The organism is Ruegeria sp. C9 (assembly GCF_056537585.1).
In genome coordinates, this window is record NZ_JBQFRU010000004.1 from 13,015 (window position 1) to 39,123 (window position 26,109).

The 26,109-nt window shown below is 55.8% G+C and carries 27 protein-coding genes and 1 tRNA gene; 19 read left to right on the forward strand and 9 right to left on the reverse strand.

What is annotated here, in order from left to right:
• Nucleotides 1-16: 16 nt before the first annotated feature.
• The 6 genes from paaZ (at nucleotide 17) to ACR0NE_RS11250 (ending at nucleotide 5,538) form a co-directional block, all read left to right on the forward strand.
• On the forward strand, nucleotides 17-2,041 hold the full coding sequence (gene paaZ / locus ACR0NE_RS11225) for a phenylacetic acid degradation bifunctional protein PaaZ (protein WP_170511532.1): 2,025 nt from the start codon (nucleotides 17-19) through the stop codon (nucleotides 2,039-2,041).
• Between the two features lie 52 nt (nucleotides 2,042-2,093).
• Nucleotides 2,094-2,897, forward strand: a complete 804-nt coding sequence (locus ACR0NE_RS11230) for a PaaX family transcriptional regulator C-terminal domain-containing protein (protein ID WP_170511240.1) — start codon at nucleotides 2,094-2,096, stop codon at nucleotides 2,895-2,897.
• A 202-nt stretch (nucleotides 2,898-3,099) separates the two neighbouring features.
• Nucleotides 3,100-4,071: an alpha/beta fold hydrolase gene (locus ACR0NE_RS11235; protein ID WP_170596874.1), complete on the forward strand. Its 972-nt coding sequence runs from the start codon at nucleotides 3,100-3,102 to the stop codon at nucleotides 4,069-4,071.
• An 82-nt stretch (nucleotides 4,072-4,153) separates the two neighbouring features.
• A tRNA-Met gene (locus ACR0NE_RS11240) sits at nucleotides 4,154-4,230 on the forward strand.
• A gap of 619 nt (nucleotides 4,231-4,849) precedes the next feature.
• Nucleotides 4,850-5,263, forward strand: coding sequence for a hypothetical protein (locus ACR0NE_RS11245; RefSeq protein WP_170596875.1), 414 nt, complete (start codon nucleotides 4,850-4,852; stop codon nucleotides 5,261-5,263).
• Between the two features lie 80 nt (nucleotides 5,264-5,343).
• Nucleotides 5,344-5,538 carry a hypothetical protein gene (locus ACR0NE_RS11250; RefSeq protein WP_170596876.1) on the forward strand — a complete coding sequence of 65 codons (195 nt, stop codon included), beginning with the start codon at nucleotides 5,344-5,346 and terminating at the stop codon, nucleotides 5,536-5,538.
• Nucleotides 5,539-6,054: 516 nt separating this feature from the next.
• On the opposite strand, the gene ACR0NE_RS11255 is transcribed toward ACR0NE_RS11250, so the two are convergent.
• The 6 genes from ACR0NE_RS11255 to ACR0NE_RS11280 all read right to left on the reverse strand — a co-directional run bounded on the left by ACR0NE_RS11255 (nucleotide 6,055) and on the right by ACR0NE_RS11280 (nucleotide 12,196).
• On the reverse strand, nucleotides 6,055-6,864 hold the full coding sequence (locus ACR0NE_RS11255) for an NAD-dependent epimerase/dehydratase family protein (protein WP_170596877.1): 810 nt from the start codon (nucleotides 6,862-6,864) through the stop codon (nucleotides 6,055-6,057).
• Entirely contained in the window at nucleotides 6,852-7,754 is a 903-nt protein-coding gene (locus ACR0NE_RS11260) for a hypothetical protein (RefSeq protein WP_170596878.1), read from the reverse strand. Before ACR0NE_RS11260 ends, ACR0NE_RS11255 begins: the two co-directional genes overlap by 13 nt.
• Nucleotides 7,755-7,806: 52 nt before the next feature.
• On the reverse strand, nucleotides 7,807-8,802 hold the full coding sequence (locus tag ACR0NE_RS11265; protein WP_010437236.1) for a substrate-binding domain-containing protein: 996 nt from the start codon (nucleotides 8,800-8,802) through the stop codon (nucleotides 7,807-7,809).
• A 56-nt stretch (nucleotides 8,803-8,858) separates the two neighbouring features.
• Nucleotides 8,859-9,845 (reverse strand): ABC transporter permease, encoded by a 987-nt coding sequence (locus ACR0NE_RS11270; RefSeq protein WP_480459716.1) that lies wholly within the window; start codon nucleotides 9,843-9,845, stop codon nucleotides 8,859-8,861.
• Between the two features lie 2 nt (nucleotides 9,846-9,847).
• Nucleotides 9,848-11,401 carry a sugar ABC transporter ATP-binding protein gene (locus tag ACR0NE_RS11275; protein ID WP_480459660.1) on the reverse strand — a complete coding sequence of 518 codons (1,554 nt, stop codon included), beginning with the start codon at nucleotides 11,399-11,401 and terminating at the stop codon, nucleotides 9,848-9,850.
• Between the two features lie 147 nt (nucleotides 11,402-11,548).
• Nucleotides 11,549-12,196, reverse strand: a complete 648-nt coding sequence (locus ACR0NE_RS11280; protein WP_480459661.1) for a GntR family transcriptional regulator — start codon at nucleotides 12,194-12,196, stop codon at nucleotides 11,549-11,551.
• Nucleotides 12,197-12,326: 130 nt separating this feature from the next.
• Here ACR0NE_RS11280 and ACR0NE_RS11285 point away from each other — a divergent pair, with 130 nt between their 5' ends.
• The 13 genes from ACR0NE_RS11285 to ACR0NE_RS11345 all read left to right on the forward strand — a co-directional run bounded on the left by ACR0NE_RS11285 (nucleotide 12,327) and on the right by ACR0NE_RS11345 (nucleotide 23,040).
• Nucleotides 12,327-13,196, forward strand: a complete 870-nt coding sequence (locus ACR0NE_RS11285; RefSeq protein WP_170596881.1) for an SMP-30/gluconolactonase/LRE family protein — start codon at nucleotides 12,327-12,329, stop codon at nucleotides 13,194-13,196.
• Between the two features lie 26 nt (nucleotides 13,197-13,222).
• Nucleotides 13,223-14,257 (forward strand): sugar ABC transporter substrate-binding protein, encoded by a 1,035-nt coding sequence (locus tag ACR0NE_RS11290; RefSeq protein WP_117868122.1) that lies wholly within the window; start codon nucleotides 13,223-13,225, stop codon nucleotides 14,255-14,257.
• Between the two features lie 84 nt (nucleotides 14,258-14,341).
• Nucleotides 14,342-15,865, forward strand: a complete 1,524-nt coding sequence (locus ACR0NE_RS11295) for a sugar ABC transporter ATP-binding protein (protein ID WP_117868124.1) — start codon at nucleotides 14,342-14,344, stop codon at nucleotides 15,863-15,865.
• Nucleotides 15,862-16,863, forward strand: coding sequence for an ABC transporter permease (locus ACR0NE_RS11300; RefSeq protein WP_170596882.1), 1,002 nt, complete (start codon nucleotides 15,862-15,864; stop codon nucleotides 16,861-16,863). The genes ACR0NE_RS11295 and ACR0NE_RS11300 overlap by 4 nt, the downstream gene beginning before the upstream one ends.
• A gap of 1 nt (nucleotide 16,864) precedes the next feature.
• Nucleotides 16,865-17,653: an SDR family oxidoreductase gene (locus ACR0NE_RS11305; protein WP_170596883.1), complete on the forward strand. Its 789-nt coding sequence runs from the start codon at nucleotides 16,865-16,867 to the stop codon at nucleotides 17,651-17,653.
• Between the two features lie 22 nt (nucleotides 17,654-17,675).
• Nucleotides 17,676-18,170 (forward strand): lactoylglutathione lyase family protein, encoded by a 495-nt coding sequence (locus ACR0NE_RS11310; protein WP_108861949.1) that lies wholly within the window; start codon nucleotides 17,676-17,678, stop codon nucleotides 18,168-18,170.
• A complete protein-coding gene (locus ACR0NE_RS11315) occupies nucleotides 18,163-19,194 on the forward strand; it encodes a C-terminal binding protein (RefSeq protein WP_170596884.1) in 1,032 nt (343 codons plus the stop codon). The genes ACR0NE_RS11310 and ACR0NE_RS11315 overlap by 8 nt, the downstream gene beginning before the upstream one ends.
• 12 nt (nucleotides 19,195-19,206) lie before the next feature.
• Nucleotides 19,207-19,896 carry an RraA family protein gene (locus ACR0NE_RS11320; protein WP_170596885.1) on the forward strand — a complete coding sequence of 230 codons (690 nt, stop codon included), beginning with the start codon at nucleotides 19,207-19,209 and terminating at the stop codon, nucleotides 19,894-19,896.
• Entirely contained in the window at nucleotides 19,877-20,797 is a 921-nt protein-coding gene (locus ACR0NE_RS11325; protein WP_170596886.1) for a 2-dehydro-3-deoxygalactonokinase, read from the forward strand. The genes ACR0NE_RS11320 and ACR0NE_RS11325 overlap by 20 nt, the downstream gene beginning before the upstream one ends.
• The gene (locus tag ACR0NE_RS11330; protein ID WP_170596887.1) at nucleotides 20,794-21,420 is read left to right on the forward strand and encodes a 2-dehydro-3-deoxy-6-phosphogalactonate aldolase; all 627 of its coding nucleotides are present in this window, start codon (nucleotides 20,794-20,796) and stop codon (nucleotides 21,418-21,420) included. The genes ACR0NE_RS11325 and ACR0NE_RS11330 overlap by 4 nt, the downstream gene beginning before the upstream one ends.
• Nucleotides 21,417-22,118 carry an SDR family NAD(P)-dependent oxidoreductase gene (locus tag ACR0NE_RS11335; protein WP_117868134.1) on the forward strand — a complete coding sequence of 234 codons (702 nt, stop codon included), beginning with the start codon at nucleotides 21,417-21,419 and terminating at the stop codon, nucleotides 22,116-22,118. Before ACR0NE_RS11330 ends, ACR0NE_RS11335 begins: the two co-directional genes overlap by 4 nt.
• Nucleotides 22,119-22,127: 9 nt before the next feature.
• A complete protein-coding gene (locus tag ACR0NE_RS11340; RefSeq protein WP_170596888.1) occupies nucleotides 22,128-22,646 on the forward strand; it encodes a 2,4'-dihydroxyacetophenone dioxygenase family protein in 519 nt (172 codons plus the stop codon).
• The gene (locus tag ACR0NE_RS11345) at nucleotides 22,627-23,040 is read left to right on the forward strand and encodes a methylglyoxal synthase (RefSeq protein WP_170596889.1); all 414 of its coding nucleotides are present in this window, start codon (nucleotides 22,627-22,629) and stop codon (nucleotides 23,038-23,040) included. Before ACR0NE_RS11340 ends, ACR0NE_RS11345 begins: the two co-directional genes overlap by 20 nt.
• A gap of 24 nt (nucleotides 23,041-23,064) precedes the next feature.
• Here the strand turns inward: ACR0NE_RS11345 and ACR0NE_RS11350 are convergent, their stop codons facing one another.
• Genes ACR0NE_RS11350 through ACR0NE_RS11360 form a run of 3 tightly spaced genes read right to left on the reverse strand, consistent with a single transcriptional unit; the run spans nucleotide 23,065 to nucleotide 26,035 of the window.
• A complete protein-coding gene (locus tag ACR0NE_RS11350; RefSeq protein ID WP_170596890.1) occupies nucleotides 23,065-24,210 on the reverse strand; it encodes an alpha-hydroxy acid oxidase in 1,146 nt (381 codons plus the stop codon).
• A 45-nt stretch (nucleotides 24,211-24,255) separates the two neighbouring features.
• A complete protein-coding gene (locus ACR0NE_RS11355) occupies nucleotides 24,256-25,518 on the reverse strand; it encodes a TRAP transporter large permease (RefSeq protein ID WP_480459664.1) in 1,263 nt (420 codons plus the stop codon).
• Nucleotides 25,519-25,549: 31 nt separating this feature from the next.
• Complete coding sequence (locus ACR0NE_RS11360) at nucleotides 25,550-26,035, reverse strand: TRAP transporter small permease (protein WP_170596892.1); 486 nt, start codon at nucleotides 26,033-26,035, stop codon at nucleotides 25,550-25,552.
• Nucleotides 26,036-26,109 lie beyond the last annotated feature (74 nt).

A 26,109-nucleotide genomic window follows, 5' to 3' on the forward strand; every position in this document is an offset into this window, starting at 1 on the left:
CAAACAGGAGAACACCATGTCCCTGCATCAGATTTCCAGCTTCGCCGCTGGTACTTGGGTCGCGCCTGGAGAAGGCGCACGCACCATCGCATCCGCCATCACCGGCGCACCATTTGCCAGCGCTGGCAATGCCGCGCTCGACGTACAGGCGATGCTTGACTATGCGCGCAATACCGGTGGCCCCGCGCTGCGCAAGTTAACGTTCCACGATCGTGCCCGGATGCTCAAGGCGCTGGCGCAAGAGCTTTCGGCGCATAAACAAACCCTTTACGACCTGAGTTTCGAAACCGGAGCCACGCAGAAGGACCACCTGATCGATATCGATGGTGGCATCGGCACGATGTTTGTCTTTGCCTCAAAAGGCCGGCGCGAGATGCCGGATGCGCAGGTTTATCTGGACGGCGAAATCGAGCAGTTGTCACGCAATGGCACCTTTTTGGGGCAGCATATCTGCACGCCCTTGCAAGGGGTCGCGGTTCATATCAACGCCTTCAACTTCCCGGTCTGGGGGATGCTGGAAAAGCTGGCCCCGACGCTGCTGGCTGGCGTGCCTGCAATCGTCAAGCCGGCTACCAACAGTTGCTACGTCACCGAACTGGCAGTGCGGATCATGCTGGATAGCGGCATCCTGCCTGCCGGTGCGCTACAGCTGGTCTCGGGCGGGTTGGGCGACATGCTCGATCACTTGGATTGTCAGGATGTGGTCAGCTTCACAGGCTCGGCGAACACCGCGTTGAAGCTGCGGCAGACGCCTGCGATCTTGCAGAACTCGGTCCGGTTTGTGGCCGAGCAGGACAGCTTGAACGCTTCCATCCTCGGGCCCGATGCCACGCCCGGCACGCCCGAATTTGACCTGTTCGTCAAGGAAGTCTCGCGCGAGATGACCACAAAGGCGGGCCAGAAATGCACTGCCATCCGACGCATCATCGCGCCCCAGCCGCAGGTCGACGCCATAATTGCCGCGCTGTCTGACCGATTGGCAAGGATCACCATCGGCGACCCCCGTTCCGACACCACTCGCATGGGCGCGCTGGTGTCGAACGGGCAGAAAGCCGACGTTCTGGAAAAGGCAGCTCTGATCGGGCAAGAGGCTGAACGGGTTTATGGCAACCCCGACGCGTTCGACCTGCACGGCCCTGAAACCGGCGCATTCGTTCCCCCGATGCTGTTTTACTGTGCTAACCCCGACAAAGCGCAGCGCGTGCACGATACCGAGGCCTTCGGCCCAGTTTCGACCCTCATGGGCTACCGCGATCTGGATCATGCGGTGGCACTTGCCAATCGCGGGCAGGGATCTCTGGTCACGTCGCTGATCACTCACGACACAAACGTCGCGCACAACGTAGTGATGGGGACCGCAGCCTATAACGGGCGGATTTACATCAACGACCGCGACTCGATGGCTGAATCGACCGGCCACGGATCTCCGCTGCCCCATATGGTGCATGGTGGGCCGGGCCGTGCGGGCGGCGGTGAGGAAATGGGCGGCGTGCGCGGAGTGAAACACTATATGCAGCGCACGGCCATTCAGGGCTCCCCGCGCATGCTTAGTGGTATCAGCACCAAATGGGTGCCAGGAGCGCCCGAAATCCAAGGTCCGGCACATCCGTTCACCCGTAAATTTGGTGAGTTGCAGGTCGGAGAGACGCTGCACACAGCCTCGCGAACCATCACGCTGGAGGATATCGAACACTTCGCCAATTTCACCGGCGATACCTTTTATGCGCATATGGACGAGGACGCGGCGGCGCGGAACCCGTTCTTCCCCGGTCGTGTGGCGCATGGTTATTTGTTGCTCAGCTTTGCGGCGGGCCTGTTTGTCGAGCCGAACGAGGGGCCGGTGCTGGCCAATACCGGGCTGGACGGGCTGCGGTTCATGAAGCCCGTTGTTGCTGGCGACAGCATCAAGGTGCGCCTGACGGTAAAGCAGAAAACCCCACGCAATGACGATTATGGCGAGGTTCGCTGGCACGTGTCCCTGACCAATCAAGATGACGAACCGGTCGCAGAATACGAGCTTCTGACCATGAACGCCCGCTGACCCGCTGTACTACCTGTTTTTCTTATTGGGCCTAATGGGTTAAACTGGGTCCATGACCGAAAAGACCTCGTGGTTCGAAACGGCTGTGGCCGAACTGGCGGACCCGCAAGACCAGCGGGTCTGGTCGATTATCGTCTCGCTGTTTGGTGACATGGCACAAGAGCCCGGCGCGCAAATCTCGGGCGGTGTTCTGACCCGGATAATTGAGCCGATGGGCATCAAACCCGAAGCGATCCGCGTCGCTCTGCACCGGCTGCGCAAGGACGGCTGGATTGAAAGTGACCGGATTGGACGCGTTTCGCGCCATGTCCTCTCGGAATTCGGCCGGACGCAATCCGCCGCCGTCACGCCGCGCATATATGCGCGCGGTCCTTCGCCCATTGAAAATTGGCATCTTCTGATCGCCGAGGATGGATCGGGCACACAAGTGCTTGAAGACGTGATGCTCAGCGACGACTATATCCCTATTGGGCGCAACGTAGCGATGGGTGCGGGGCCTGTGTCCGATCAGTCGGACGGTTTGCTGGCCTTGGACATCTCTCCGCACGCAGCTCCCAAATGGGTGCAGGATCGGTTGTGTCCACCCGAATTGCGCGCCTCTTGCAAGGCTCTTCTGGGCGCGGTCGAACGCGCCGCGAAGTCCCGTCCCGAAGGCTGGGCGCCAACCCCCTTGCAGAGCGCAACACTGCGCACCCTGCTGGTGCATCGGTGGCGGCGCGTCGTGCTACGCCAGCCGGACTTACCTTTGGCTTTTTATCCTGTTGATTGGGCTGGCCCTGCTTGTCGCGATAGCGTGTTCGGGCTGCTTGATTTGCTGCCACGACCGTCAGCCGATGTGTTGAGCGGAAGTGGTTGAACGCTGAGCGGTCTGTTCAACCATATTATCAGTGCGGCGCACATACCGGGTGCTGGGAGCTTTTCTGACCAAGTCATACCAATTTACACACCAATAATTAGGTTGCGGTTATCTGCCTGCCAATTCAGCCGTTCAGAAAACGCATGGTGCAATCGGGCCCCGGGCAATACCATCGCCTGAGCAAACCTACCGGAGATCCGTGATGTCGATTTTGCTAACGATTGTCTTGTTGCTGATGTCCCTTTTGCTGGGGATGCACATCTGGACTCGTCGCCTAACGCGGCAGGGCACCGAAATGGTGCCGCAACTGGGGCGGATCGTGCCCGTTCACGGTGGCAGCATTCACTATGTCGAAAAAGGCGACCCTTCCAACCCGACAATTGTCATGATCCATGGCCTATCAGGCCAATTGCAGCATTTTACGTATGCATTGGTGGATGATCTTGCTCAGGATTATCACGTTCTCGCGGTTGACCGTCCGGGCTGTGGCTATTCCACGCGCGATGCTGCCCAGTTGGCGGAATTGCCCGAACAAGCCCGCATGATCCACGAGTTTCTGGAAATAAAGAACGTCGATCAAGCCACACTGGTCGGTCATTCTCTAGGTGGCGCCGTGTCTCTTGCGATGGCACTGGATTATCCCGACAACACGGCGGCGTTGGCGCTTCTGGCCCCCTTGACGCAACAAATGCCGGAACCGCCCGCCGTTTTCAAACCACTTGAAATCCGTACCGAGTGGCTGCGCAACCTTATTGGCAATACAATCGCCGTCCCGATGGCCCGAAAAACCGCACCCCTCGTGCTGAAAGACGTCTTCGCACCCGAGCCCGCGCCCTCAGACTTCCTGAACCGTGCTGGGGGTGCCCTTGGTCTTCGCCCCTCGGCCTTTATCACCGCCTCACAGGATGTTGTTGGGGTAGAGGCCAGCATGGGTGCCCTGACTTCACGCTATAACGATCTGCGCGTGCCCGGAGGCATTCTGTTCGGGACAGAGGACCCGATCCTGTCCGCCGAGCTACACGGTGCCACAATGACGAAATTCGGCCTGACCTTTGAGGTCATGGAACACCGGGGTCACATGATACTCATCACAGAACCCGAAGTCTGCGCGCGTTTCATCCGCCAGATCGCCGAGAATTCCCGCACCCGGCTGGCAGAGCAGGACGCGCATTGAATAACGCAATAAAGAATCTCGGCAGGCACGCTTTTCCCTCTTGACCCTCCCCGGCCCCTCGCTTAAATCGCCTCTCACTCGTGGCGGAGTAGCTCAGTTGGTTAGAGCAGCGGAATCATAATCCGCGTGTCGGGGGTTCAAGTCCCTCCTCCGCTACCAAAATCCAGCATGAAATGCCTTAAAACTAAGGGGCTTTCATAAGCGACCGGGGCCAGAGCCCCATATAGACCCCCACATATTCCGCGTATGAATGGTATTCAAGGTTCCTCATAGCCGCTGTTGGTGATCTGACTTGCTTCCGAATTCGTTATCTCGTTGAGGAAGCGAGAGTTACGATGCAAATCGAACTGCGCACGTCCAAATTTGAGAAACAAGAATTGAGACTTGAGTGGGAGCATCCAAGGTGTATTGCATGTCTTGCAACTAAGGAATTGAGCGTTGCGCATCTGATACCAGATGGTCTTGGAGGAGTCCTCACGTCACGATTTCTTTGCGGGAATGTAACAGCCGATTTGATTTCTCGCTCGAAGCAGCGGCACGCCTCGCTCCAGAACTCCGTTACCTACGGGTAAAATCCCGAGACAGATGACAATAACGCAAAGTTAAGTTATTATGTCAGTATTATTGACGTAAAAATGACGGTAATCACGGTTCAATGACTCACGACGAGCCAAAGCCCAAACGCGGTCCAGACGGGAAGTTCCTGCCAGGGCACAAACCGCCAAAGTCGCCCGGTCGACCACGAGGGTCGAAGGGCATTCAGGCGCGGGCATCTAAATTGGCAGGCGAACGTCTTGAACAAATGCTTGGACGCGCCACCGAAGTTATTTCCGACGAACTGGAAGATGGTAATCCCACCATCGCGCAATGGCTCATCGACAGGGTTCGACCGCCAGGACGATCCGACTATGTGCAACTGACTGAAGACATCAGCTTTGCAACCATCGAAGACATCGTCGTTAGTTCAGAACGCATCGCCATGGCCGTTTCTCGAGGTGAAATCAGCTTGCAGGATTCCAAATGGTTGCAGGAAGCTCTGGGACGACACGTGCAGTTGAAAAGCATAGAGGAACTTTCTGTGCTTCGTGCTCAGGTTGAGAAGCTGCAACGAACCCGCAGCGGACCACAGGCTGTGAACAAAACTCTAGTGCCGAAATGGGGCCGCTTGCGTGAGACTGACAAGCATGACTAACCGAATTTGGATATGGTGTCAGATGAGTGTTCTGTCTCGCAAGCTTGAATACCAGGCGAACGAATGGAACGGAAAAATCCATGTCTGACTTTGCGGCAGTTATGGCCTCGCTGAAAGCCGCTCGAGATGCTGAAGCGAGACTGGCAGTCGCCATTCGGCATTCAGAGCAGATTGGTGCGCTTCCCCCCAAAATAATGTCCGCACTGCGAGAACTCTATGAAGCACGCCGATTGCTGTCTTCAGCCATAGCAAACTTTAAAGAACATGGCTATTAACAACGGCGACCAAAATTACTGCAGCCGACGACCATTAAGTTTATCAGTGGCTGCTTAACGCGACAAAGTCGCCATCTTTGAAGAATGCTCGAATGCCCGCTTCGAGCCCAATGCGGACTTTCGAAATGTCATCTTGCTTATGTCGAGAAGAAGGCAAAAGCAGTTTATAGGGCTACTTCTCGAACGAGCGTGCAATAGCGGCCCAGCCGAGTGCGATGTTTTCTTTTTCCGTGCACAGTATCAACGGCTGCTATCCAGCGGATTGAAGTGCTGGTTCGTCTCGTCCGCAGGGCAGTTGACCACTCAACCAGAGATCGCTTCTCATTATACCCATACAGCGACGTTCGCGGTTCGTTACCGTGCTATCAATCATCCAACGGCTGCGATATCTGGCGCTCGTTTTGTCGCTCTCCGTCGAATGCAAAGCGGACAACGCTGACCTGTTCAGCGCTTACTTCGATGCGAGGTTTCTGAAAATGATTGCACAACGCAATAACAGTGCCCGGACCTTGTACTTTACCAATCTGGAAAACGTGTCGTGACGTAGCTGGGGAGTCGGTCTGTAAACAGCCGTTTCAGCGTGGATCTTAAGACAATGCCCACTGTTGTTTTCGCGGGGCTTCCGTTCTTTGGAGAGTAGCCAATCGCTTGCCGCGTTTCGGTGATATCCCAGCGCATACCTGGGTTATCTGACATTAGGTTCAGGGCTGCGAAGGAAATATCCTTGGCATCTATTGCGGCGCGCATTCCGCCTAGAAAGTCCCGATCACTCAACCACATTTCCTGACCCCACCGGCCCATCGCCATGTGTGTGCCGGGTTGGTTGTCGTGAGTCCATTGCGTCCAGCCGATGCGCAAGCAGATGACCGAAAGTCCGTGATGCTCGGCGAAATAGGCCCCTGTCCGTTCACAGAATAACTTTGACATGCCGTAGGCGTTTACTGGCCCTGGTGGTGTCGCGCTGTTGAGCACCTCATGCGTGAACCTTTTGTCGCCGTGAACCCAGTTGGAGCTGGCAAGAACCACGCGGCTGACGCCCATGGCTGCCGCATGGTGATAGAGAGAAAGCGTTGCATCCATATTGTGTTTGATCGCGGAGGCCCAAGTGGCGGAGGGCTCTCGGTCACCAGCTAGATGCACGATAACGTCCACTCCCTTTAGCAAACTGACCCAACTGCTGTGGTCGGACAGGTCTGCGGTGTGAATGTCGGGATGATCAACGGGGCGAATGTCGATGCCAGAAACGGTGTAGTCGGGGTCGCTTTCTAGCGCGTCAAAAAGTTTGCGGCCGAGATGCCCACCAGCGCCTGTAATCAGGACATGCATGACAGGAACTCCTTGTTGTTTGTGAGCCCCAATGGCATTTGGGTTGCATCTTCATCCGTCAAGACGCGGAACGTCTGCCGAAAACTCAGCGTTTCATTTGGTGCAAGCTTGCGTGCCGGGGAGTGCCACTCCGCTTCGCAATAGGCGTAATCGGCTGAATTAAAGACCTCAAACGGATAGTCGTGTGCAAATTGATCGCCCTTTTGAGGTTCTGGTACCGAGCACATTAGCAACGGGGCATCAGCGCCGCACCGTATCAATGTACGACCGTTGGGGTTCGGTAGCCCGACCTTGAATTCCTGCTGTCTGTTGCAATCCACGACAATGCTATTGCCGTGCGTAGCTATCATCCCTTCGGAAGAGCCAAAAACAGGATAAAACGCGGGGTCTTCCAACTCGACACCGATCTTGGCAGTGGTGTTAAGCATCATGACTGACCAAATGCCGGTGAGGCGAGAGGAGGTCCCATGGTTGACCACGATGTGTTCTATTTCCCAGCTTTCCGCCGAGGTCAGCGTGATGCGGCGCGACACTGACAAGTGCGAGGTCGGGCATACTGCGCTGGTCATGTCGATACGAGTGCTGCTTCTTGAAGTGATCTGGTAAGAGCCGTTGTCCAACACGGGAAACGGAGCGCCGTTTACCCAGGATGCATCTGGGGCGATCCACGTCTTCTCTCCGCCCCAGAGCGGAAAACCAAATTGTGGAGAGCGTGTGGGCAGATCAGTAAGCCGTGTGTCATCGACATCCAAACCGTCGAGATCTGCGTTCTGAAATAGGAGGGAGCGACCTTGGAAGTTTATATCCCATAGGCGGCCCCCGATGCCGGGCAGGAGTGTCAGTTGCAGATCGTTTTGCTGCAGGTGAAGAACGCTCCATCTGTCCGACATGTACCCCCTCCTATCGGGTTCCCGGCGCGATCGAATGCGCCGGGACAATCGCTTAGGTGTGTTTGAACTGGACGACGTTTTCGGCCGTAATCGGCATAACCCCGGTCTCAACGCGCTCCGGCAAAGGGTTGATGCCAGCCGCCTTCCAATCGGGCAAGACCTTCAGCGCGTCTGTGTTCTGCCAATGCATCATGTGGAAGGCTAGAAAGATCTCAAGATAGGATTTCTGTGCCACAGCGCCGTGAATTGTGCCGTCTTCGATATAGGGAAGCATATCATCATTTCGGTCCATCGCGACGATCTTGATGTCCTTGCGTCCCGCCTCATTGACGGCAATTGCAGCGCCTTTGCCGCTGTCGCCGTCCGTGCCGCCAATTCCAACAATATCCGGGTTCGCCTGAATTGCCTGAAGGTAGGCTGTCGGCGCATAGGAAGGGTCGGCCTTATCGTTGACGACGTCGACCACTTCGATATCCGGGTATTTCTCAGCAAAGATTTGTTTGTACCCCTCGACCCGCTCCAATGTGGAGGGGGCAGGGAAAGTGCCGAGGATAACCTTGCCTTTCCCGCCAATCGCTTGCGCGAGCATTTCGCCGCCGACACGTCCTGCCTGAACGCCATTGATACCAAGGAATGTGGACCGGGGGCTGTCGGGAATATCGCCAATACAACATGTGACCGGAATGCCCGCCTCGACCGCACGTTCGACGCCGGGGGCCAGAGTGGCCGGATCACCGGGGAAGATAAGGATGCCTGCGGGACGTCTTGCGATCAGTTCATCCAATTGGCGTGCTTGTGCGGCCGTGTCGAAATCCAAGGGGCCCGTGAATGTGGCCTTGATGCCCATCAGTTCCTCAAGGTCTTCCATTGCATTTCGATAGTCCACCCAGAACGGCACCTGCGTGACGATGGACAGGAACACATACTCCTTGCCGGCCGCTTGCGCCATGGCTTCTTTGGACAGCATGGGCAGTCCGAACGCTGCGGCCAATCCAGCGGTGGTGCCCGCTGTCAGCAGCCTGCGCCGATTCACGTTCAATTCAGTCATCGTAGTCTCCCTGTTTTGGATCTTTGGTTGTTGTTGAGTTTTGGAAAGCTTCGGGATTAGCCCCGTTTGCTTCGGATCAGCATGTCCAAGGCGACCGCTGTAACGAGTACACCACCGATGACGATCATCTGCCAGTAGATCGATACAGCCAGCATCGTCATAGTGTTGTTGATCAACGCAACGAAAACGACGCCGAGGAAAGCACCAAGAATAGTACCTTCGCCGCCGCGTAGAGATGCGCCACCGATGACAGCCGCTGCCAGAACCTGAAGTTCGATACCGTTTCCTGCCGTGGGCGTGCCGCTCATCAGGCGGGAGGCCAGCAATACACCCGCCAAAGCAGCCAGAATACCGGTCAGTGCGTACAGAATGATACGTACGCGTGTGACATGGATGCCTGACAACATCGCGGCCTTTTCATTGGCGCCGATGAAATAGACCTGACGGAAAAAGCGCGTATGGCGGACGGCCAGGTCAAACAGAACGACGAGCAGAATGGTGAACAAGACGATTACCGGAAAGCCGCCTATGTCAGCTTTGCCGATCCAGGCAAATGATGCCGGCAGGCTTGAGACAGAAAAACCTTCGGTCAGGACAAGAGCGATGCCTCGCGCGATCGACATCGTGCCGAGGGTCGCGATAAGCGGATTGATCCCGAGGCCGGTCACGAGCAAACCGTTCACTACCCCGACAATTCCACCCAACACAAATCCGCATACCACAGCGAGCGGAATTGGCATGCCAGTCAAAAGCAGCATGGCTACGACGGTAGAAGACAAAGCCATAACCGATCCAACGGAAAGATCGAACCCGCCGGATGCAAGTAGGATCGCCATACCGATCACGATGATCGCGGTGGGGGCCATGCCCACGGCCACGGCTCGAAAGTTCGAGAAGCTGAGGAAATAGGGATTAACGTTGGACATCACGATGATGATGGCGGCGATCAGAACGATCAGCGTCAGTTCACGAATATCGACAAAAGCTTGTAGAACACGGCGCAGCAGCGGACGCTTCATGGGCAAGTTGGCTTGAGCGGTCATGGTCACGTCGCGACTCCTGATTGATTGGTTTGGGGTGCGTCCACAATTGGAACGGAATTTCCAGCGGCCATTTGAAGAAGCGTGGTTTCGGTTGCCTCAGCGGCTGCGATGTCTCCCATGAGGCGACCGTCGTGGACGACAAGGATGCGGGTCGAGAGAGAGACCAGTTCGGGAAAATCGGATGACACGACGAGGATGGCCATTCCCTCGGCTGCTCGACGCAAAAGTTCCGTGTGGATTTGGAATTTGGCTCCGACATCGACCCCTTTTGTGGGCTCCTCAATGATCAGAAGAGCTGGCGCGCGTTTGAGCCACTTGGCCAACATAATCTTTTGCTGATTGCCCCCTGAGAGATCACCAACAAGTTCGTTAATCCCGCTGGTTTTGACACTGAATGCGTCAATGGCTGTTTGGCTGGCTGCTTTGATCGAGCCCGAACGCATGAACCCAGCAGACGCATGATCGGAAAGACTGGCCGCGATCAGGTTGTCGCTGAGTGATTGTTCCAGAAAGAGGCCTTCAGTCTTGCGTTCCTCGGGAACAAACCCGACCCCAGCACGCATCGCCTGCCGCAAGGACGCAAAGTTAACAGGCTTGCCGTGCAGTCTGATCTCCCCGGTCGCGCCATGCATCAACCCGACAATCGATCGAACAATCTCGCTGCGGCGAGCGCCCATCAACCCTGCCATCCCTACAATCTCTCCGGTTTTAATGGAGAAAGAAATGTCTTCGAATTCATCTGGATGGGTTAATTCTTGGACATGCAAAACCTCTTCGCCGTTAACCTTACCTGACCGCGTGACATCACCGGGGTGAGCGCCGCCGATCATCTCGGCGACGACTTGTTCCTGAGAAGTTTCCGAAACCGGTAAAGTGCTGATGTGGCGCCCATCTCGCAAAACGGTAATGCGATCCGAGATCTGGAAAATCTCGGCCATATGGTGGCTGACATAGACGATGCCAATCCCTTTCTTTGTCAGGGACTTTAGGACTTCGAATAGTGCGTCTACTTCGTCGGGTGCCAATGCCGATGTCGGTTCATCCAGCAAAAGGACGCGGGAATTCAACGACAGAGCCTTGGCGATTTCAACAATCTGGCGGGAGCTGATCGGCAAGTTTTCCACGGGTGTTGAGACGTCGATATCCAGACCGAATTCCGCCAGCAACGCCTCCGCTCGGCGGCGCAGTTCGGGCCAGTCAACTACGCCGAACCGGGTGGGTACGCGGCCCGCGTAGATGTTTTCTGCAACAGAGAGCGCGCCAGCGAGGCTGAGCTCTTGGAAAACACAGCCGATGCCCAGGGATTGCGCATGCGACGGGCTTTCGACCCGCTGTTCCTTGCCGTCGCACAGGATACGCCCAGCAGAAGGTTGGTGAAGTCCATAAAACAGGCCGAGACAGGTGGATTTTCCGGCGCCGTTTTCCCCGCATAGCGCGTGAACTTCGCCGGGTCTCAATTCAAAGTCGACGCCATCCAAAACAATGTTCGTGCCGAAGCTTTTGCCAACCCGATCCAGCTGGATCAGTGGCTGTAGCCCCGGTGAGTCAGGTTTCATTGCTGGCGTCATACAAGCTTCCTCCCGCCTTTTGATTGGCATCTGATATCTCAGATGTCAACTGAAAAAGAAAAGACCGTGAGGTGCCCAAAAGAAAGGGGCGGCGCCGTTCTGGCCCGCCCCCGTCACAACGAAGCTACGTTTTTGCTAGGATGCGGTCGCTCCTTCGAGGACGATGGCGGCGCTTTTGTAGGCTTGTCTGGTGCGGTCAATATGCGCTGTGAGAAGAGATTTGATTTTGGCCATGTCACCTTCGCGAACGGCAATAGCGATTTTCGAATGCTCGTCGAAGGAGAGCTCAGTATGCTGTGGCAGCTTCGCCAAATGGGTTCGCAATGCGGCAATCTTACCGATGTAGCGTGTATAGCTGGCCGTCAGATAATCGTTACCGGCATGTTCAAAAATCAACTGATGAAATGTGGTATCCAGTGAAAGGTAGCCCTTTTCATTACCTCGCCTGCGTTCCTTTTCCATGTCCTTCACGACACGCTGCATGTCGCTGGCAAGACCTTCCGGGTTCCGCAACAACGCAAGTTCAAAGGCGGCAGTTTCGATAGCCTGTCTGAAATCGCAGATCTGAGTCACTTCCGGCTCAGACAGCGAAAAAACGCGTGCGCCTTTTTGAGGCTCGATACTGACCAACCCTTCGTCACGTAATTGAGCGAGTGCTTCGCGTACTGGCGATTTTGATACGCCCAGCTCTTCGGAGATTTTTCGCTCCGACAAAACCTGACCCATTTTCAGGGAGCCATCGATAATACTATTCCGCAAATGTTCCAGTGCGAGTTCACGCAAAGACTTGGGTCTCTCAAGCGCCATCTGAGGATATCTCCAAAAAAAGGTGTTGCCAGATGCAAGATATCTGATACACCAGATTAGGCAAGCTGGTATATCAGATATCAGAATGTATTTGGGAGATCAAAAAGTGCGCGCAGAGTTGGTCGTCGATTGTAAGAACCAGCACGGGGAAGGGATTTTCTGGAATCCCGCCGATGGTCTTGTCTGGTGGACCGATATTGAAGGCTGTGCGCTTTGGTCATTTGATCCTGCAACGTCAGACACCGCCTCTCATGAGATGCCGGAGCGCGTGTGTTGCTTCGCGCCGCGCGCGTCTGGCGGTCTGATTGTTGCTTATGCGGATCGAGTTGTCTTGTTCGATTCGCCGAATAGCGAGCAAACCCTCGTAGCACGATTCGAGCCGAACAACCCAGAAACACGGCTGAACGACGGGCGAACCGATCGCCAGGGGCGATTGATTGTCGGAGGCATGAATGAAGTTTCTGGTAACGCCGACTCGTCGGTCATCTGCGTGGATAAGGATTTGAGTGTACGGACGATTATCGAAGGAGTGTCTTGCGCCAATTCGACTTGCTTTACGTCCGACGGTGAGACGATGTTCTTCGCCGATACCCCGGATCGGGAAATCGTCGCATTTGATTACGACACCCGCAGTGGAACCGTTTCGAACCCTCGGCAGCACGCTTCTTTTAATGATGAACCTGGCTTGCCTGATGGGTCCTGTGTTGATGCCGAAGGGGGTGTCTGGAACGCCGAATGGGAAGGCCATCGCATTGTTCGAGTCGCACCTGACGGCACGATAGATCGCGTGATCGAGGTGCCTGTCTGGAAGCCCACCTGTTGCGCTTTTGGTGGCCCTGATCTCGACACGCTGTTCATCACGACCTCAAGGCTGATGAGTGACGAAGCAACTTTAACAAAAGAACCGGAATCCGGCGGCCTCTTTGCTGTGAAACCCGGCGTTCGTGGCGTGATCGACGCGCCATTCAAAGGATAACCAACGAAATTCTGGAGGAGAAAACTATGTTGAAAACGCTAATGACCACTACGCTTGCCGCAGGGTTCGCCACGCTGGCAACGGTCGCTCTGGCGGAAAATTATCCAGCGCCGGTTCCACTTGAGGACGGGGCACAAGCGCCGATCGATGCGATAGAACCCAAGAACGAAACGTTCCGGATCGCGTATATGCCGCCGGCGACCGAGTTCAACTACTACATCGCCATCGGTGAAGGCATCAAAGCGGTTGCTGCTGAGGCCGGGGTCGAAGTGTTCATGCTTGCGCCCCAGTCCGGTGCGGACATCAACGGCCAAATGGGCATGATCCAGGATGTGCTGACGCAGGACGTGGATGCGATAATCTTTGGAACACACGATGAATTTGCTGCGGCACCACTGCTGAAGCAGGCCGTCGACAAGGGCATGGCAGTTCTGATGATCAACTCGGACATTCCGAACTTCCCGACACCCATTCATGGCGTTGTCGGGTACTCTCAGCGCAACGGCACGCATGCTATCGCTGACTGGGCCATTGAGACTTATGGCGATAAACCGTTGAAGGTCGGCATTATCGAAGGGCAGCCTGGCTATCACTCAACCGAGCGTGTGGGTGGCTTCCTCGATGGTATCGAGGGCAACGAAAACTTCGACGTTGTGGTGTCTATCGACGGTAAATGGAACGTTGAGGGCGGCAACACTGCTGGTATGGACATCCTGCAGTCGAACCCCGATCTCGACATGATCTTCGCGGCGAACGACTACATGATCATCGGGGCGTCCTTTGCTGCGAAGGCACTTGGCCGCAATGACATCGTTCTTTTGGGTAACGATGGCGACACGTCCGGCCTTGAAGAAATTGCGGCTGGCAACATCACGGCAACCGTCAACACCTCACCGTTTTTGATGGGTAAGGCGGCTATGCACGCAACCATTGATGCGCTCAACGGGTCCTATCCCGGCGGCTGGATCGAAACGCCCACATCAATTGAAGACAAAGACGGTGCGATCAACGTGCTGCAAGAGCCAGAAAAGCTCTTCCCGCAGCCGTCCAAAGAGTACTGAGCTTTCTCCCCGCTTCCCGGTGGCGCGTGCGCGTGCTGCCGGGTCGCAAACCGACCGAGTTTCACTTTTGTCGAGGCAATCGCAATGACACCCGCAACGCCACTTTGGGAGTTTGTCGATATCACCAAGGCCTATCCTGGGGTACTGGCGAATGACAAGGTCAGTATCCGGCTTATGCCCGGTTCCATTCATGGGCTGCTGGGTGAAAACGGCTGTGGCAAGTCGACTATGATCAAGACACTGTCCGGCGTGCAGCAACCCGATAGCGGTCAAATCCTGCACAATGGCAAGCCGGTCACGATCAGCGACCCGCAGGCGGCACGTGAACTGGGCGTCGCAACAGTTTTTCAGGAATTCTCTATCGTGCCCACCTTGTCGGTTGGCGAAAACATCTTCCTTGGCAATATGCCTCGGTCCCGCTTTGGCGTGATCGACTGGGCCAAGGTCCACAACGAAGCCGCGCGCGTTTTGGCGGAAATGGATGTCGATGTTTCTCCCGAAACGATCACCGGCTCGCTTTCGGTAGGCGAGCAACAACTGGTCGAGATCGCGAAAGCCGTCGCGATGGACGCCCGCATGATCATCCTGGATGAGCCAACGGCGGCATTGGGTGAAGATGAAATTGAACGCCTGCACCAGTTACTGCGCAATATGCGTGAACGCGGAACCGCTATTCTCTATGTGTCGCACAGGCTGGATGAGGTTGAACGGATCGTTGATGAAGTGACGATCCTGCGCAACGGCTGTGTTGTGCGTGCAAGTGGCGAGACCAAGATCAACGTCTCTGAAATTGTCAGCGCAATGGTCGGTGAGGACATCGGTGAGCACTATCCCAAGGAGCAGAACGCGACCAAGGATGTTGTGCTGGAAGCGGCAGGTCTGGGCACCAATTCGGGCGTGAAAGATGTATCGTTCTCGTTGCACCGGGGTGAAGTTCTGGGCTTGGGTGGTGTATTGGGCAGTGGCCGCACAGAGATTGCCCGCGCCCTATTCGGGACAGATGAGCTAACCGCCGGGCAGATATCACTGAACGGCAAACCGGTTCGCTTTCGCCGGGAAATTGATGCGATCCGTGCGGGTTTGGCTCTTGTTCCAGAGAACCGAAAGTTTGACGGGTTGTTCTTCAATTTCCGCGCAAGCGGGAACGTAACCGCAGCCTCCCTCGGCGGGCTTAGTCGGTTCGGCGTGTTGAATCTCAAGGCGGAAGAGCAAGCCACCCATGACCTGATCCGCGATTTGGAAATCTCGACCCAGGCTGAGGAAAAGACGGTCAACTTCTTGTCTGGTGGTAATCAGCAGAAGATCGTGATTGCACGTTGGCTGTTCTCAGCTTCTGACATCCTGATCCTTGATGAACCGACACAAGGGATCGATATAGGCGCTAAGATCGCTGTTTACAAGCTGATTAACAGGCTCACGCGGGCGGGAAAATCGATCATTCTGATCAGTTCAGACCATGATGAGTTGCTTGCGATGAGCGATCGAATTGCCGTCGTGCAGCACGGAACGATAGTGCGCACGGTCGATGCATCCGACCTTACTCATGACGACCTTGTGCGCGCATCCGCCGACACTCCTCAATCCAAGCCTAAGGAGGCTTTCGCATGAAGCGGATCTTTGACACCCAGTTGATCGGACCATTTGCAGCAATGGTGATCGTCGCACTGATCGTGGCACTTACGACGGAACGCTTCCTGAACCCGGGTAACCTTTCAAACCTGTCCCTACAGGTAAGCATCGTGGCCTTGATCGCAATCGGGTCTACTATCGTGATCTTCGCTGCGGGCATCGATCTGAGTTCCGGGTCTATGGTGGCGTTGCTGACCATGATCCTTGCGCAGATGTTGAAATTTGTTGGCATTCCATTGGTACTGGCATTGCCACTCATTCTTCTCATGGGCGGATTGCTTGGTCTGTTCATTGGGCTGATAACAGCCTACGGGCGTATCCCGTCTTTCATCACAACATTGGCAGCGTTGATTGCCTTCAGGGGCCTTGCGCTGACCTTCAACAATGGATCGCCGATCTTTTCGCTGGATCCGGCGCTGGAGCCAATATTTTACGGCAAGCTGTTCGGCGTTCCGATGCCTTTCTTCTACCTCGTGTTCTTCTACGTCCTTGCCGCGTTCACTATGAACTTCACGAAACTCGGCCGTGAGATCTATGCCGTGGGTGGCAACCCAGCCGCTGCCGTTCTGACGGGCATCAACGTACGTAAAGTTCAGACGACGACATTTGTCATCGCAGGTTTCATGACTGCGGTTGGTGCGATCCTGATGTCAGCGCGCCTCAACTCTGGTTCACCCAACTATGGCCAGACGCTGGAACTGCAGGCCATTGCCGCTGCTGTAGTTGGCGGAGCCAGCCTTGCAGGCGGCCGCGGCAACATCCTCGCCACGCTGATGGGGGCGATGACAATCGTTATCGTCCAGAATGGTTTGAACCTGAACGCTGCGCCATCTTCGGTTCAGAACATCGTGCTGGGCCTGATCATTCTGTTGGCCGTCGGCATAGACATGTGGCGCGCGGAAATTTCGGGCTTGATGGGTCGAATGTACGGTCGCCCTTCATCGCAGCAGTCATCTAACGTTAAGAAGGAGGCCTGAGATGGATCTGGGGCTCAAAAATAAGCTGGTTCTGGTGACTGGCTCAGGTTCCGGCATCGGCAAAGCCACTGCCCGGGTCTACCTGGAAGAGGGCGCGCGGGTCATCGTGCATGGCCTGACCGAGGCGGAAGTGTCCGACTGCGTCGACGACCTATCATCTCTGGGCGACGTTGAGGGCATTGCGGCCGACCTAACCAAGACCTCAGATGCAGAATCACTAGCGGATTTTGCGCGAGCTCGCGGTGCCGTAGACGTTCTGGTGAATAATGTCGGCATCTTTTCGGTTAAGCCGTTTGAGGATCTCACGGATGACGACTGGATGCATTACTTCAACATCAATGTCCTGTCCGCCGTTCGGATGAGCCGAATTTTCCTGACTGACATGCTTGGCCGGGATAAGGGATCTATCATCAACATGGCCAGCGAAGCGGCAGTGAAACCACTACCTCAGATGGTGCACTATTCTGTCACTAAAACTGCCATGCTAGGTCTAACACGTGGCATGGCAGAATTGACAAAGGGGACAAAAGTCCGGGTTAACTCGATCCTGCCTGGTCCAACCTGGACCGAAGGTGTCGAAGCCTATTTTGACGGCCTCGCCGATCAAAAGGGTGAGCCGCTCGACGCGATCGTAGACAATTACTTCAAATCAGATGAGCCCACATCGCTCATACAACGCTTTGTCCAACCAGACGAAGTCGCCCGCATGATCGTCACGATCTCTGCAAGCACAGCCTCCAATGGTTCTGCGCATCGGATCGAAGGCGGCATCGTTCGCAATATTCTTTAACTGCTAACTGGAGGAGCCTGCTATGGCCGCTCTTACTTTCTCTCACATTGGCATCACAGTTCCCGACCTGGAAAAAGCCGTGGAGTTTTATTCCAAAGCATTCGGCCTGTACGTGCTGATGGAACCAACTGAAATCCTGCATGACGAAAGCGCCATCGGTCAGATGTGCGACGATGTGTTTGGGGAAGGTTGGGGAAGCTTCCGTATCGCGCACTTGTCAATGGGCGACGGTGTTGGCATCGAATTGTTTGAGTTCCCGAAGACCGTCGAAGAAGAACGCCCGTTTGAATATTGGCGGCGTGGCTTGTTTCATTTCTGCGTACAGGACGAGGATCTGGAAGGTCGCATCAAGGTTATCGAAGACCTGGGCGGACGCCAGCGCATGAGCCAAGTGCGCAAGTATTACCCAGGTGAAAAGCCTTATCGCATGGTCTATATGGAAGACCCGTTTGGCAACATCTTCGAGCTCTACAGCCACTCGTACGAATTGACCTATTCGGCGGGTGCTTATGACTGATCGCGCCGACTTTCCCCCCAGAACGGACAAACCCAAGGTTGTGATAACCGATTACGACTTTGGTGATGTTGCCGTTGAGACGGAAATCCTGGAAGCCGCAGGAGCCGAGGTGATCGCGCTTCAGGCCAAGCGCCAGGAAGACCTGTTTGATCTCGCGCCGCATTGCGTAGCGATGATGAACCAATATGCCCGGATCGGGAAGGAAACGATTACGCGGATGCGGAACTGCGAGGTCATCGCGCGTTATGGCGTAGGCGTAGATATCGTGGATGTCGGCACAGCAACGGAAAAAGGCATCCTCGTTACCAACGTGCAAAACTATTGCACCGAGGAAGTTGCCGATCACGCGATTGCCCTTTGGCTGACCTTGGCGCGCAAGTTGCCCGACTATGATCGGGCCACTCATGCAGGGGTCTGGCAGTGGCAAAGCGGGCAGCCGGTCTATCGGTTGCGTGGGCGGACGATGGGTGTCGTCTCGCTGGGAAAAATAGGGCAAGCCATCGTAGCGCGGGCGCAATCTTTCGGAGTTACGGTCATCGCCTACGATCCGTATTTGCCAAGAGAAGTCGCGGCAAAGATTGGGGTCGAGCTGGTGAGCAAGCCTGAATTGCTGGCAAGGTCCGACTATATCCTGATGCAGGCGCCGATGACTCCGAACACGCATCACTTTTTGTCTGATGCCGAATTCTCGGTCATGAAACCCGGTGCGATACTCGTGAACACTGGACGCGGACCAACGGTCGACAACAAAGCCCTGTTCCGGGCGCTGACCGAAGGCCATCTGGCTGCTGCAGGGCTCGACGACCCCGAAGAAGAGCCAGCCAAGCGCGCCAACTGGACGCCTGATGACAACCCGTTGTTCACACTGCCCAACGTCCTCGTAACACCACATGCCGCCTACTATTCCGAGGAATCAATACACGCAGCGCGGGTTACCGCGGCTACGCAAGTGGCCAAGGTCCTGACAGGACAAAAACCCGACTACACAGTCAATGCCGACGCATTGGCCGTATCTACCGCATAACAGGAGACAAGAATGCCAGACGTCAGCACGGACCTCAGGGTTTTCAATGATTTTGAAAGAAACCCGGAACTTCTCAAAGAATTCGACAAGGTGTTGGAGGCGTACTCTGCCGCTGCCATTTTTGCGGATGTGCAGTACCGAACAGGCGTGATGGACAGCGCCATCAAACCCGCCTTCCGCGCCAAGGTGACAGGCCAGGCCGTGACGGTTCAGCTTTCAAAAGGCGACCTGGTCGACCCATTGCGAGCGCTTGAAATGGGACAACCCGGGGACGTGATCGTTGTGGACGCGGGTGGAGATCGTCAAACGTCGGTCTGCGGCGGTTTGATGGGTGGTCTGGCCAAGAACCGTGGCATTCGCGGTATGATCGTCGATGGCACTGGGCGCGACACAGATGAGTTGGAAGACATCAACTGGCCAATCTGGACGCGCGCGATCACGCCGCGCGGAACGCACACGATGTTCTCGGAACGTAAAGAAGAACTTTCGATTAATGTGCCCATTGCCTGTGGGGGCGTCGTCGTAAACCCCGGAGATTTCATCGTAGCTGATCTTATGGGCGTCGTTGTGGTTCCACAGGAAATTGCCGAAGAAACCGTGCGCCTTGCTCAAGAGCAGGCTGACCGTGAAGAGGAAACCCGTAAATGGGTGGCCCAAGGCAAAACCGTTGAGGATCTGCTGAATGAATTCGGTCGCATCTGAGCCAGCGCTGATCGGCGTAGATTGGGGCACGTCATCGTTCCGTGCATTTCTAATCGGTGCGGAGGGCGAGGTGATCGATGGGGTCTCGTCGCCTGAAGGCATCATGCAGGTTGCGGGGCAAACCTTTGACGCGGTCCTTGATCGTCTCATCGGCCCTTGGGTCTCCAACACTAACCTGCCGATCCTGGCATCCGGCATGATAACCAGCCGCAATGGCTGGGTCGAAACGCAATATGCCGAAATGCCGCTGGGTGCTGGCGGTCTGGCGCGGGCGTTGGTCCCCCACGAAGCGGCCAACGGAGCGCGCATTCACTTTGTGACTGGTGCGTCGACAGAACATGCCGGAGGACCCGACGTAATGCGCGGCGAGGAGACCCAGATTATCGGGGCATCTTCGCTCGGTTTAAGCGAAGGTATGTTCGTGATGCCGGGAACGCACAGCAAATGGGTTCAAGTTGCGGATGGGAAGATCGTGGATTTCTCGACCTACATGACAGGTGAGATCTTTTCGGCGCTGAAAGAACACACGATCCTTGGCACCTTGATGAAAGAGGACGCCTTCAGCGAAGACGCCTTCGTGATGGGCGTCAAGGCGGGCCTCAGTGGTGAGTCGAACCTGCTGCACAGCCTGTTTCACGTTCGGACGCTTCCTCTCATGGGTAAAATCCCAAAGGTTGCCACGGCCGACTACTTGTCGGGCTTGTTGATCGGGACCGAGGTTGCTGCCGCGACCGGCGCATTAGAAGACGTCGGCACGATCACTGTTGTTGGACGAAGTGATTTGTCTGACCGATACGAAATAGCGCTTCGAACTGCTGGTTTCGACAGCCGTCGCGCGCCTGACGATATCGTTGCGAAAGGGCATTTTCTGATTGCTCGCGCTGCGGGGTTGGTTGGATGATTGACCTCACCGCAGCTCTTGCCGAGAACCCGCTAATTGCGATTTTGCGGGGGCTGGCACCAGAAAATGCGCGCCCGGTGTCTGATGTACTCTTCGATGCCGGGTTTCGGATAATCGAAGTGCCGCTCAACTCACCGGACCCGCTGGAATCGATAGGGCAGATCGCCGTGAAACATGGCGCTCAGACCATCGTCGGCGCTGGCACAGTGTTGACTGTGGATCAGGTCGCGGCGGTTGCTGATGCAGGCGGGCGTATCATCGTGTCGCCCAATATGAACCCGGACGTCGGGCGCGCGGCTGTCGCTCGGGATCTTTATTGGTGTCCAGGAGTCATGACCCCCTCCGAGGCCTTTACGGCGTTGGATATCGGAGCATCGGTCCTCAAATTCTTTCCGGCGGAAATGGTGTCGCCAGCTGCCATTTCTGCCATGCGCGCCGTATTGCCTGCAGACGCAGTCGTCGCTGCGGTAGGGGGCATAACGCCGGATACGATGGCGCCGTATCATGCCGCGGGTGTAGATGGATATGGGCTGGGATCCGCACTGTTCAAACCGAGCTATACATTGGATGATATCGGCAGGCGCGCGCGCGCCTTCAACAGTGTATTGGAGGAACTTGGATGAAACAGGCCTTTGTAACGGGCGGTACGCGAGGGATTGGTGCGGGTGTTGCACGGTCGTTGGCAGACGCAGGTTGGTCCGTCATTGCCGCATCCGCCTCCCAATCCGAATTGGATGCATTCGAGCCTCGGGACGGGTTAAAGGTGCAGCTCTTGGATGTCACCGACCAGACGTCCATCAATGATGTATTCGGCGAACTCACGGGTCTCGATGCCTTGGTGAACTGCGCAGGTATTCTTTTGCGTGGCGAAGAATATGACATCGACGTCTTCGCCAAGGTGCTCGATGTGAATCTGACTGGCACCATGCGCTGCTGTCTTGCCGCGCATCCATTGTTGGCTGAAGCGAGTGGGGCCATCGTCAACACCGCCTCTATGCTCAGTACCTTTGGTGGGCCTTTGGTTCCGGCGTATTCCGCTTCTAAGGGCGGCGTGGCACAGTTGACCAAGGCGCTCGCAGGTCGCTGGGCCGAAGACGGTATCCGGGTCAACGCCATCGCGCCGGGTTGGATTGAGACAGAGATGACCCAGGGCCTCCGGGAAGACCCTGAACGTACAGCGGGGATCATGGCGCGCACGCCAATGAAGCGCTGGGGGAAACCCGAAGAAGTCGGTGCGCTTGTGCAATGGCTTTTGAGTGAAAACGCCAGTTTTGTGACCGGATCGATCTATCCGGTCGACGGCGGCTATCTCGCTATGTGAGGAAAATCTATGAATGACGATGACACCGCCCGAATGCCATATCAATTGCCATTCCCCAAGGATGCGCAAGACGAGATCGTGATCCCGAATGCCATGAGTGAGGACGACAGACTGTGGGTTCCGCAGGCAGAGAACGTCTGGTTCCGACCGCTCTGCCTGAACCGCTCGCAAGGTTATTGGATGAACCTTCTCAAAGTACGCAAAGCTGGTGTTCTTTCGCGGCACCGCCATCCACAGCCAGTCCACGGCTTCGTCCTGAAAGGGCGCTGGCATTATCTGGAACATGATTGGGTTGCGGAAGAAGGGGGATATGTCTTTGAGCCGCCGGGTGAGACTCATACCTTGGTCGTTCCCGACGATGTCGAAGAGATGGTAACCTATTTCCAGGTCAATGGCGTGATGTGCTATGTTGATCCGTGGGGCGAGGTTACTGGCTACGAAGATGTCTTTACCAAGATTGATCTGTGCCGAAAACACTTCGCGGAAGTCGGTCTTGGAGAAGATTACGTTGAACAGTTCATCCGGTGATGCGCCGCGTTTCGCCCTCGTAGCCCATGATGCGCGAAAGGACGAAATCGTTGAATGGGTGGGTCTGCAATTGGCCCGCCTGTCCAGAGTACAAATCTTTTCGACAGGGACCACCGGCAGCCGCATTAAGCAAGCCTATCCACAACTGGATGTGTCCTGCCTGAAAAGCGGACCACTCGGAGGCGACCAACAGATCGGCGCTATGATCTGCGAAGAGAAACTGGATGCATTGATTTTCTTTGTCGACCCTCTCTCACCCATGCCACATGACGTCGACGTTAAGGCTCTGACCCGTCTCGCAACGGTATATGATCTGCCAATGGCATGTTCGCGCTCAACTGCGGATCTGATCGTCAAGGGGCTGATTGACGAGGATGAAAACGCGCCTGCGTGATACGCCACGCGCCGCAAGCGCCGATCAGCTGTTTCTCAGAAGGTGCTCTGCCAGACTGCCGAGGTTTTCGCTACCAAGCTGGCTCATGTTGGCCTCAATGTCAGCTTTCAGGATGTGAACGAGATGGTCGATCCCTCGTGCTCCGAACGCTGCAACAGCATATTGAAAGGCGCGCCCGACCATGACGAAATCTGCACCTTTCGCCAGGGCACGCATGATGTCCAATCCCCAGGCAACGCCAGAGTCGTAGATCAGTGGCACATCTATACCGACCGCCTCGCGGATGTTGGGGAGTTGGTCAATCACGGCGGGCCCGGCTTCGAATTGACGCCCGGAGTGGTTTGAGACCCAGATGCAATCCACGCCTTCGGCCACCATTTTTTGCGCGTCCTCCGGCCGCAGGACACCCTTGACGATCAGGTGGCCCTCCCATTCCTGCCGCAGTTCGCGCAGGTAGTCCCAATCTGGAATCCCACGGATCAGAGCGCCTGCATGAGTAAAGCTTTCTCGCCCACGCGCGGGGACGTAATCGTCAAAGAACCGCATACGTGGCATGATGCCCTCGCGCAGATGCGCAAGACACCAGGCGGGTCGTGACGCCATTTCTGTCAGCGTGCGCAGGTCAGCTTTTGGAGGCACGGTCAAGTTGGCGCGGCGTTGTCGTTCGCGCCGGCTTTCTTCTGGTACGTCCACCGTGATGATCAGCGTATGAAATCCCGCTGCCTTAATCCTCGGCAGCATGGCGCGACGCAGATCGCCGGAGTTCACCGGGTAATGCTGAAACCATCCGTTTTTTCCAATGTAAGGTGCCACATCCTCCGGTGAAGCAACCGCCACGCTGGACAACGAAAACGGAATATTGTGAGCAACCGCAGCCTTTGCAAGCATCCGCTCTGCTCCTGCCCACATCAGGCCGGACATACCTACCGGTGCTATCCCGAATGGCAGATCGTAAGTTCTACCCATCAATGTAGTCTGTAGGTCGGCCTTTGTTCGGCCGCATAGTACACGCGGCATAAATCCGATGGCGTCAAGTGCGTCCCGGTTGACCTTCAACCCCAGCTCCCGGCCGGTCGCGCTGTCGAGGTATTCGAAGGCAAACTTCGGAATGCGCTTTTGTGCGGTTTTCCGAAGGTCTTCTATCGACGGGTGGGAAAGGTCCAGATCCATCCGGGTCCTCTGTTCTTTGTCTAACGTTTGAAGCTCCTCAGTCGGTCACCAAAGGGATGGCAGGGCCAAGGAAATTGCGGGCACATAGGTGATGAACATCAACAAGATCAGCATGCCGACAAAGAATGGCAGGATCGCCCGGCTGAGGCTTTCGATGGAAACCTTCGAAATGGTACTGGCCACGAACAGGTTCACACCCAATGGCGGTGTGCAGAACCCAATGGCCAGGTTGACCGTCAAGATGACACCAAAAACGATCGGATCGACACCCAGCGCGGTTGCAACCGGCAGCAGGATCGGCGTCATGATGATGATCGACGAAATCGTCTCCATGAACATGCCGATCACCAACAACAGCAGATTGATCAGCAACAGGATGATGATTGGGTTGTCGGACAGGCTGGTGATCGTTGTTGCGAGCTCTGTCGGGATTCTTGCGAGCGTGATCAACCTGCCAAAGGCGGTCGCCATGATCACCAATATCAGAATGGTCCCGCTGGTCTTTGCACTGCCCGCCAAAACCTCTGGCAGGTCCTTGAGGGTGATGTCGCCATAGACGAATATGCCGATGAAAGCGGCATAGACTACGGCCACGGCACCGGCTTCGGTTGGGGTGAAGATACCGCTGTAGATGCCCCCAAGGATAATTACCGGCACCAATAGCGCCCAGATGGAAGACCGGAAGCTCTGCCAGACGCCCGGGCCAGAGAACGTAGTCGTCGATTGTTGAACAACCTCGTCCTTTCGCAGCAGAACACGAGCGACCAACATGAACATGAGGGCAAAAAGGATGCCAGGAACAACGCCTGCAAGAAACAGTTTGCCGATCGAAACCTCGGCAGTAACACCATAGATGATGAAGGGAATACTTGGCGGGATCATTACACCGATCATTCCTGAGGATGCTGTCAATGCGCCGCTGAATTTGCGCGTATAGCCGACCTTTTCCATCTCTGGGATCATGTTCGACCCGATGGCGGCTACGGTCGCAGGAGATGAGCCGGATATGGCTGCAAAAAACACACAGGCGAGCACGTTCACATAAGCCAGCCCACCCCGGATATGACCGATCAGCGCATTGGCAAATCCAACCAGTCGGCGAGACATTCCGCCGTGTTGCATCAGGTCGCCTGCCAATATGAACAGAGGGACAGCAATTAGAGGAAAGGAGTCCGCGCCTGTTACCACCGACCGTGCCAGAAGAACCATGGGTGGTGTGCCATCTACAAAGACCATCACGATCATAGTGGCCAAGCCCAGACAGATGCCAATAGGCACGCTGAAGAGCAACAGGGCAAAGAGCGTCAAGAAAAGCGTTGTTGCAAGCATGCAGGGTTCCTCACGCTTTGGTTCCTGCGATCAGACGCAGGGTTCGGAACAGATGTTGAGTGACGCGGATCGCGGACAGGCCCGCGCCAATCGGCGCCGAAGCATAAAGGATCGGAATCGGTAGCCCCAAAACGACCGAAGTCTGGCTGGCGACAAAAGGCTGTCGGATAAGCTTGATGCATTCAATTGTCAGGACGATCAGAAATCCAAGGACAAGAAGCGCGATCACAACATCCGCGTAAAGCCTTGCGCGCTCGCTTAGGACATCACGCAGGACCGTGATACGCACATGATCGCCTGTGTGGAATGCATAGCTGACACCAAGCCAGACAAACCATACAAACAGCCAAAGCGTTAGCTCTTCGCCCCATGAAAGAGAGGCATTCAGAATGTAGCGCATGAACACATTGCCAAAGATCAACAAGACAATCGCGGCCAAAAGTGCACTGGCTAAGACCTTTTCGGCATTCATATCGACCCATTTGATAACCGACACCGTTCACCTCCCCTTGAACGAAAGGGGCACCCGAACCTTAATGGCACGGGTGCCCGTATTGGCTGAGTAGTCCG

Excerpts from the sequence above, each read along its gene's own strand:
- ACR0NE_RS11340 (WP_170596888.1), top strand. The coding sequence starts at position 22,128 with ATGAATGACGATGACACCGCCCGAATGCCATATCAATTGCCATTCCCC.
- ACR0NE_RS11250 (WP_170596876.1), top strand. The coding sequence starts at position 5,344 with ATGTCTGACTTTGCGGCAGTTATGGCCTCGCTGAAAGCCGCTCGAGAT.
- ACR0NE_RS11260 (WP_170596878.1), bottom strand. The coding sequence starts at position 7,754 with ATGTCGGACAGATGGAGCGTTCTTCACCTGCAGCAAAACGATCTGCAA.
- ACR0NE_RS11255 (WP_170596877.1), bottom strand. The coding sequence starts at position 6,864 with ATGCATGTCCTGATTACAGGCGCTGGTGGGCATCTCGGCCGCAAACTT.
- ACR0NE_RS11315 (WP_170596884.1), top strand. The coding sequence starts at position 18,163 with ATGACTGATCGCGCCGACTTTCCCCCCAGAACGGACAAACCCAAGGTT.
- ACR0NE_RS11275 (WP_480459660.1), bottom strand. The coding sequence starts at position 11,401 with ATGAAACCTGACTCACCGGGGCTACAGCCACTGATCCAGCTGGATCGG.
- ACR0NE_RS11325 (WP_170596886.1), top strand. The coding sequence starts at position 19,877 with ATGAATTCGGTCGCATCTGAGCCAGCGCTGATCGGCGTAGATTGGGGC.
- ACR0NE_RS11320 (WP_170596885.1), top strand. The coding sequence starts at position 19,207 with ATGCCAGACGTCAGCACGGACCTCAGGGTTTTCAATGATTTTGAAAGA.
- ACR0NE_RS11335 (WP_117868134.1), top strand. The coding sequence starts at position 21,417 with ATGAAACAGGCCTTTGTAACGGGCGGTACGCGAGGGATTGGTGCGGGT.
- ACR0NE_RS11235 (WP_170596874.1), top strand. The coding sequence starts at position 3,100 with ATGTCGATTTTGCTAACGATTGTCTTGTTGCTGATGTCCCTTTTGCTG.
- ACR0NE_RS11270 (WP_480459716.1), bottom strand. The coding sequence starts at position 9,845 with ATGACCGCTCAAGCCAACTTGCCCATGAAGCGTCCGCTGCTGCGCCGT.
- ACR0NE_RS11350 (WP_170596890.1), bottom strand. The coding sequence starts at position 24,210 with ATGGATCTGGACCTTTCCCACCCGTCGATAGAAGACCTTCGGAAAACC.
- ACR0NE_RS11300 (WP_170596882.1), top strand. The coding sequence starts at position 15,862 with ATGAAGCGGATCTTTGACACCCAGTTGATCGGACCATTTGCAGCAATG.
- paaZ (WP_170511532.1), top strand. The coding sequence starts at position 17 with ATGTCCCTGCATCAGATTTCCAGCTTCGCCGCTGGTACTTGGGTCGCG.
- ACR0NE_RS11295 (WP_117868124.1), top strand. The coding sequence starts at position 14,342 with ATGACACCCGCAACGCCACTTTGGGAGTTTGTCGATATCACCAAGGCC.
- ACR0NE_RS11230 (WP_170511240.1), top strand. The coding sequence starts at position 2,094 with ATGACCGAAAAGACCTCGTGGTTCGAAACGGCTGTGGCCGAACTGGCG.
- ACR0NE_RS11265 (WP_010437236.1), bottom strand. The coding sequence starts at position 8,802 with ATGACTGAATTGAACGTGAATCGGCGCAGGCTGCTGACAGCGGGCACC.
- ACR0NE_RS11305 (WP_170596883.1), top strand. The coding sequence starts at position 16,865 with ATGGATCTGGGGCTCAAAAATAAGCTGGTTCTGGTGACTGGCTCAGGT.
- ACR0NE_RS11290 (WP_117868122.1), top strand. The coding sequence starts at position 13,223 with ATGTTGAAAACGCTAATGACCACTACGCTTGCCGCAGGGTTCGCCACG.
- ACR0NE_RS11310 (WP_108861949.1), top strand. The coding sequence starts at position 17,676 with ATGGCCGCTCTTACTTTCTCTCACATTGGCATCACAGTTCCCGACCTG.
- ACR0NE_RS11330 (WP_170596887.1), top strand. The coding sequence starts at position 20,794 with ATGATTGACCTCACCGCAGCTCTTGCCGAGAACCCGCTAATTGCGATT.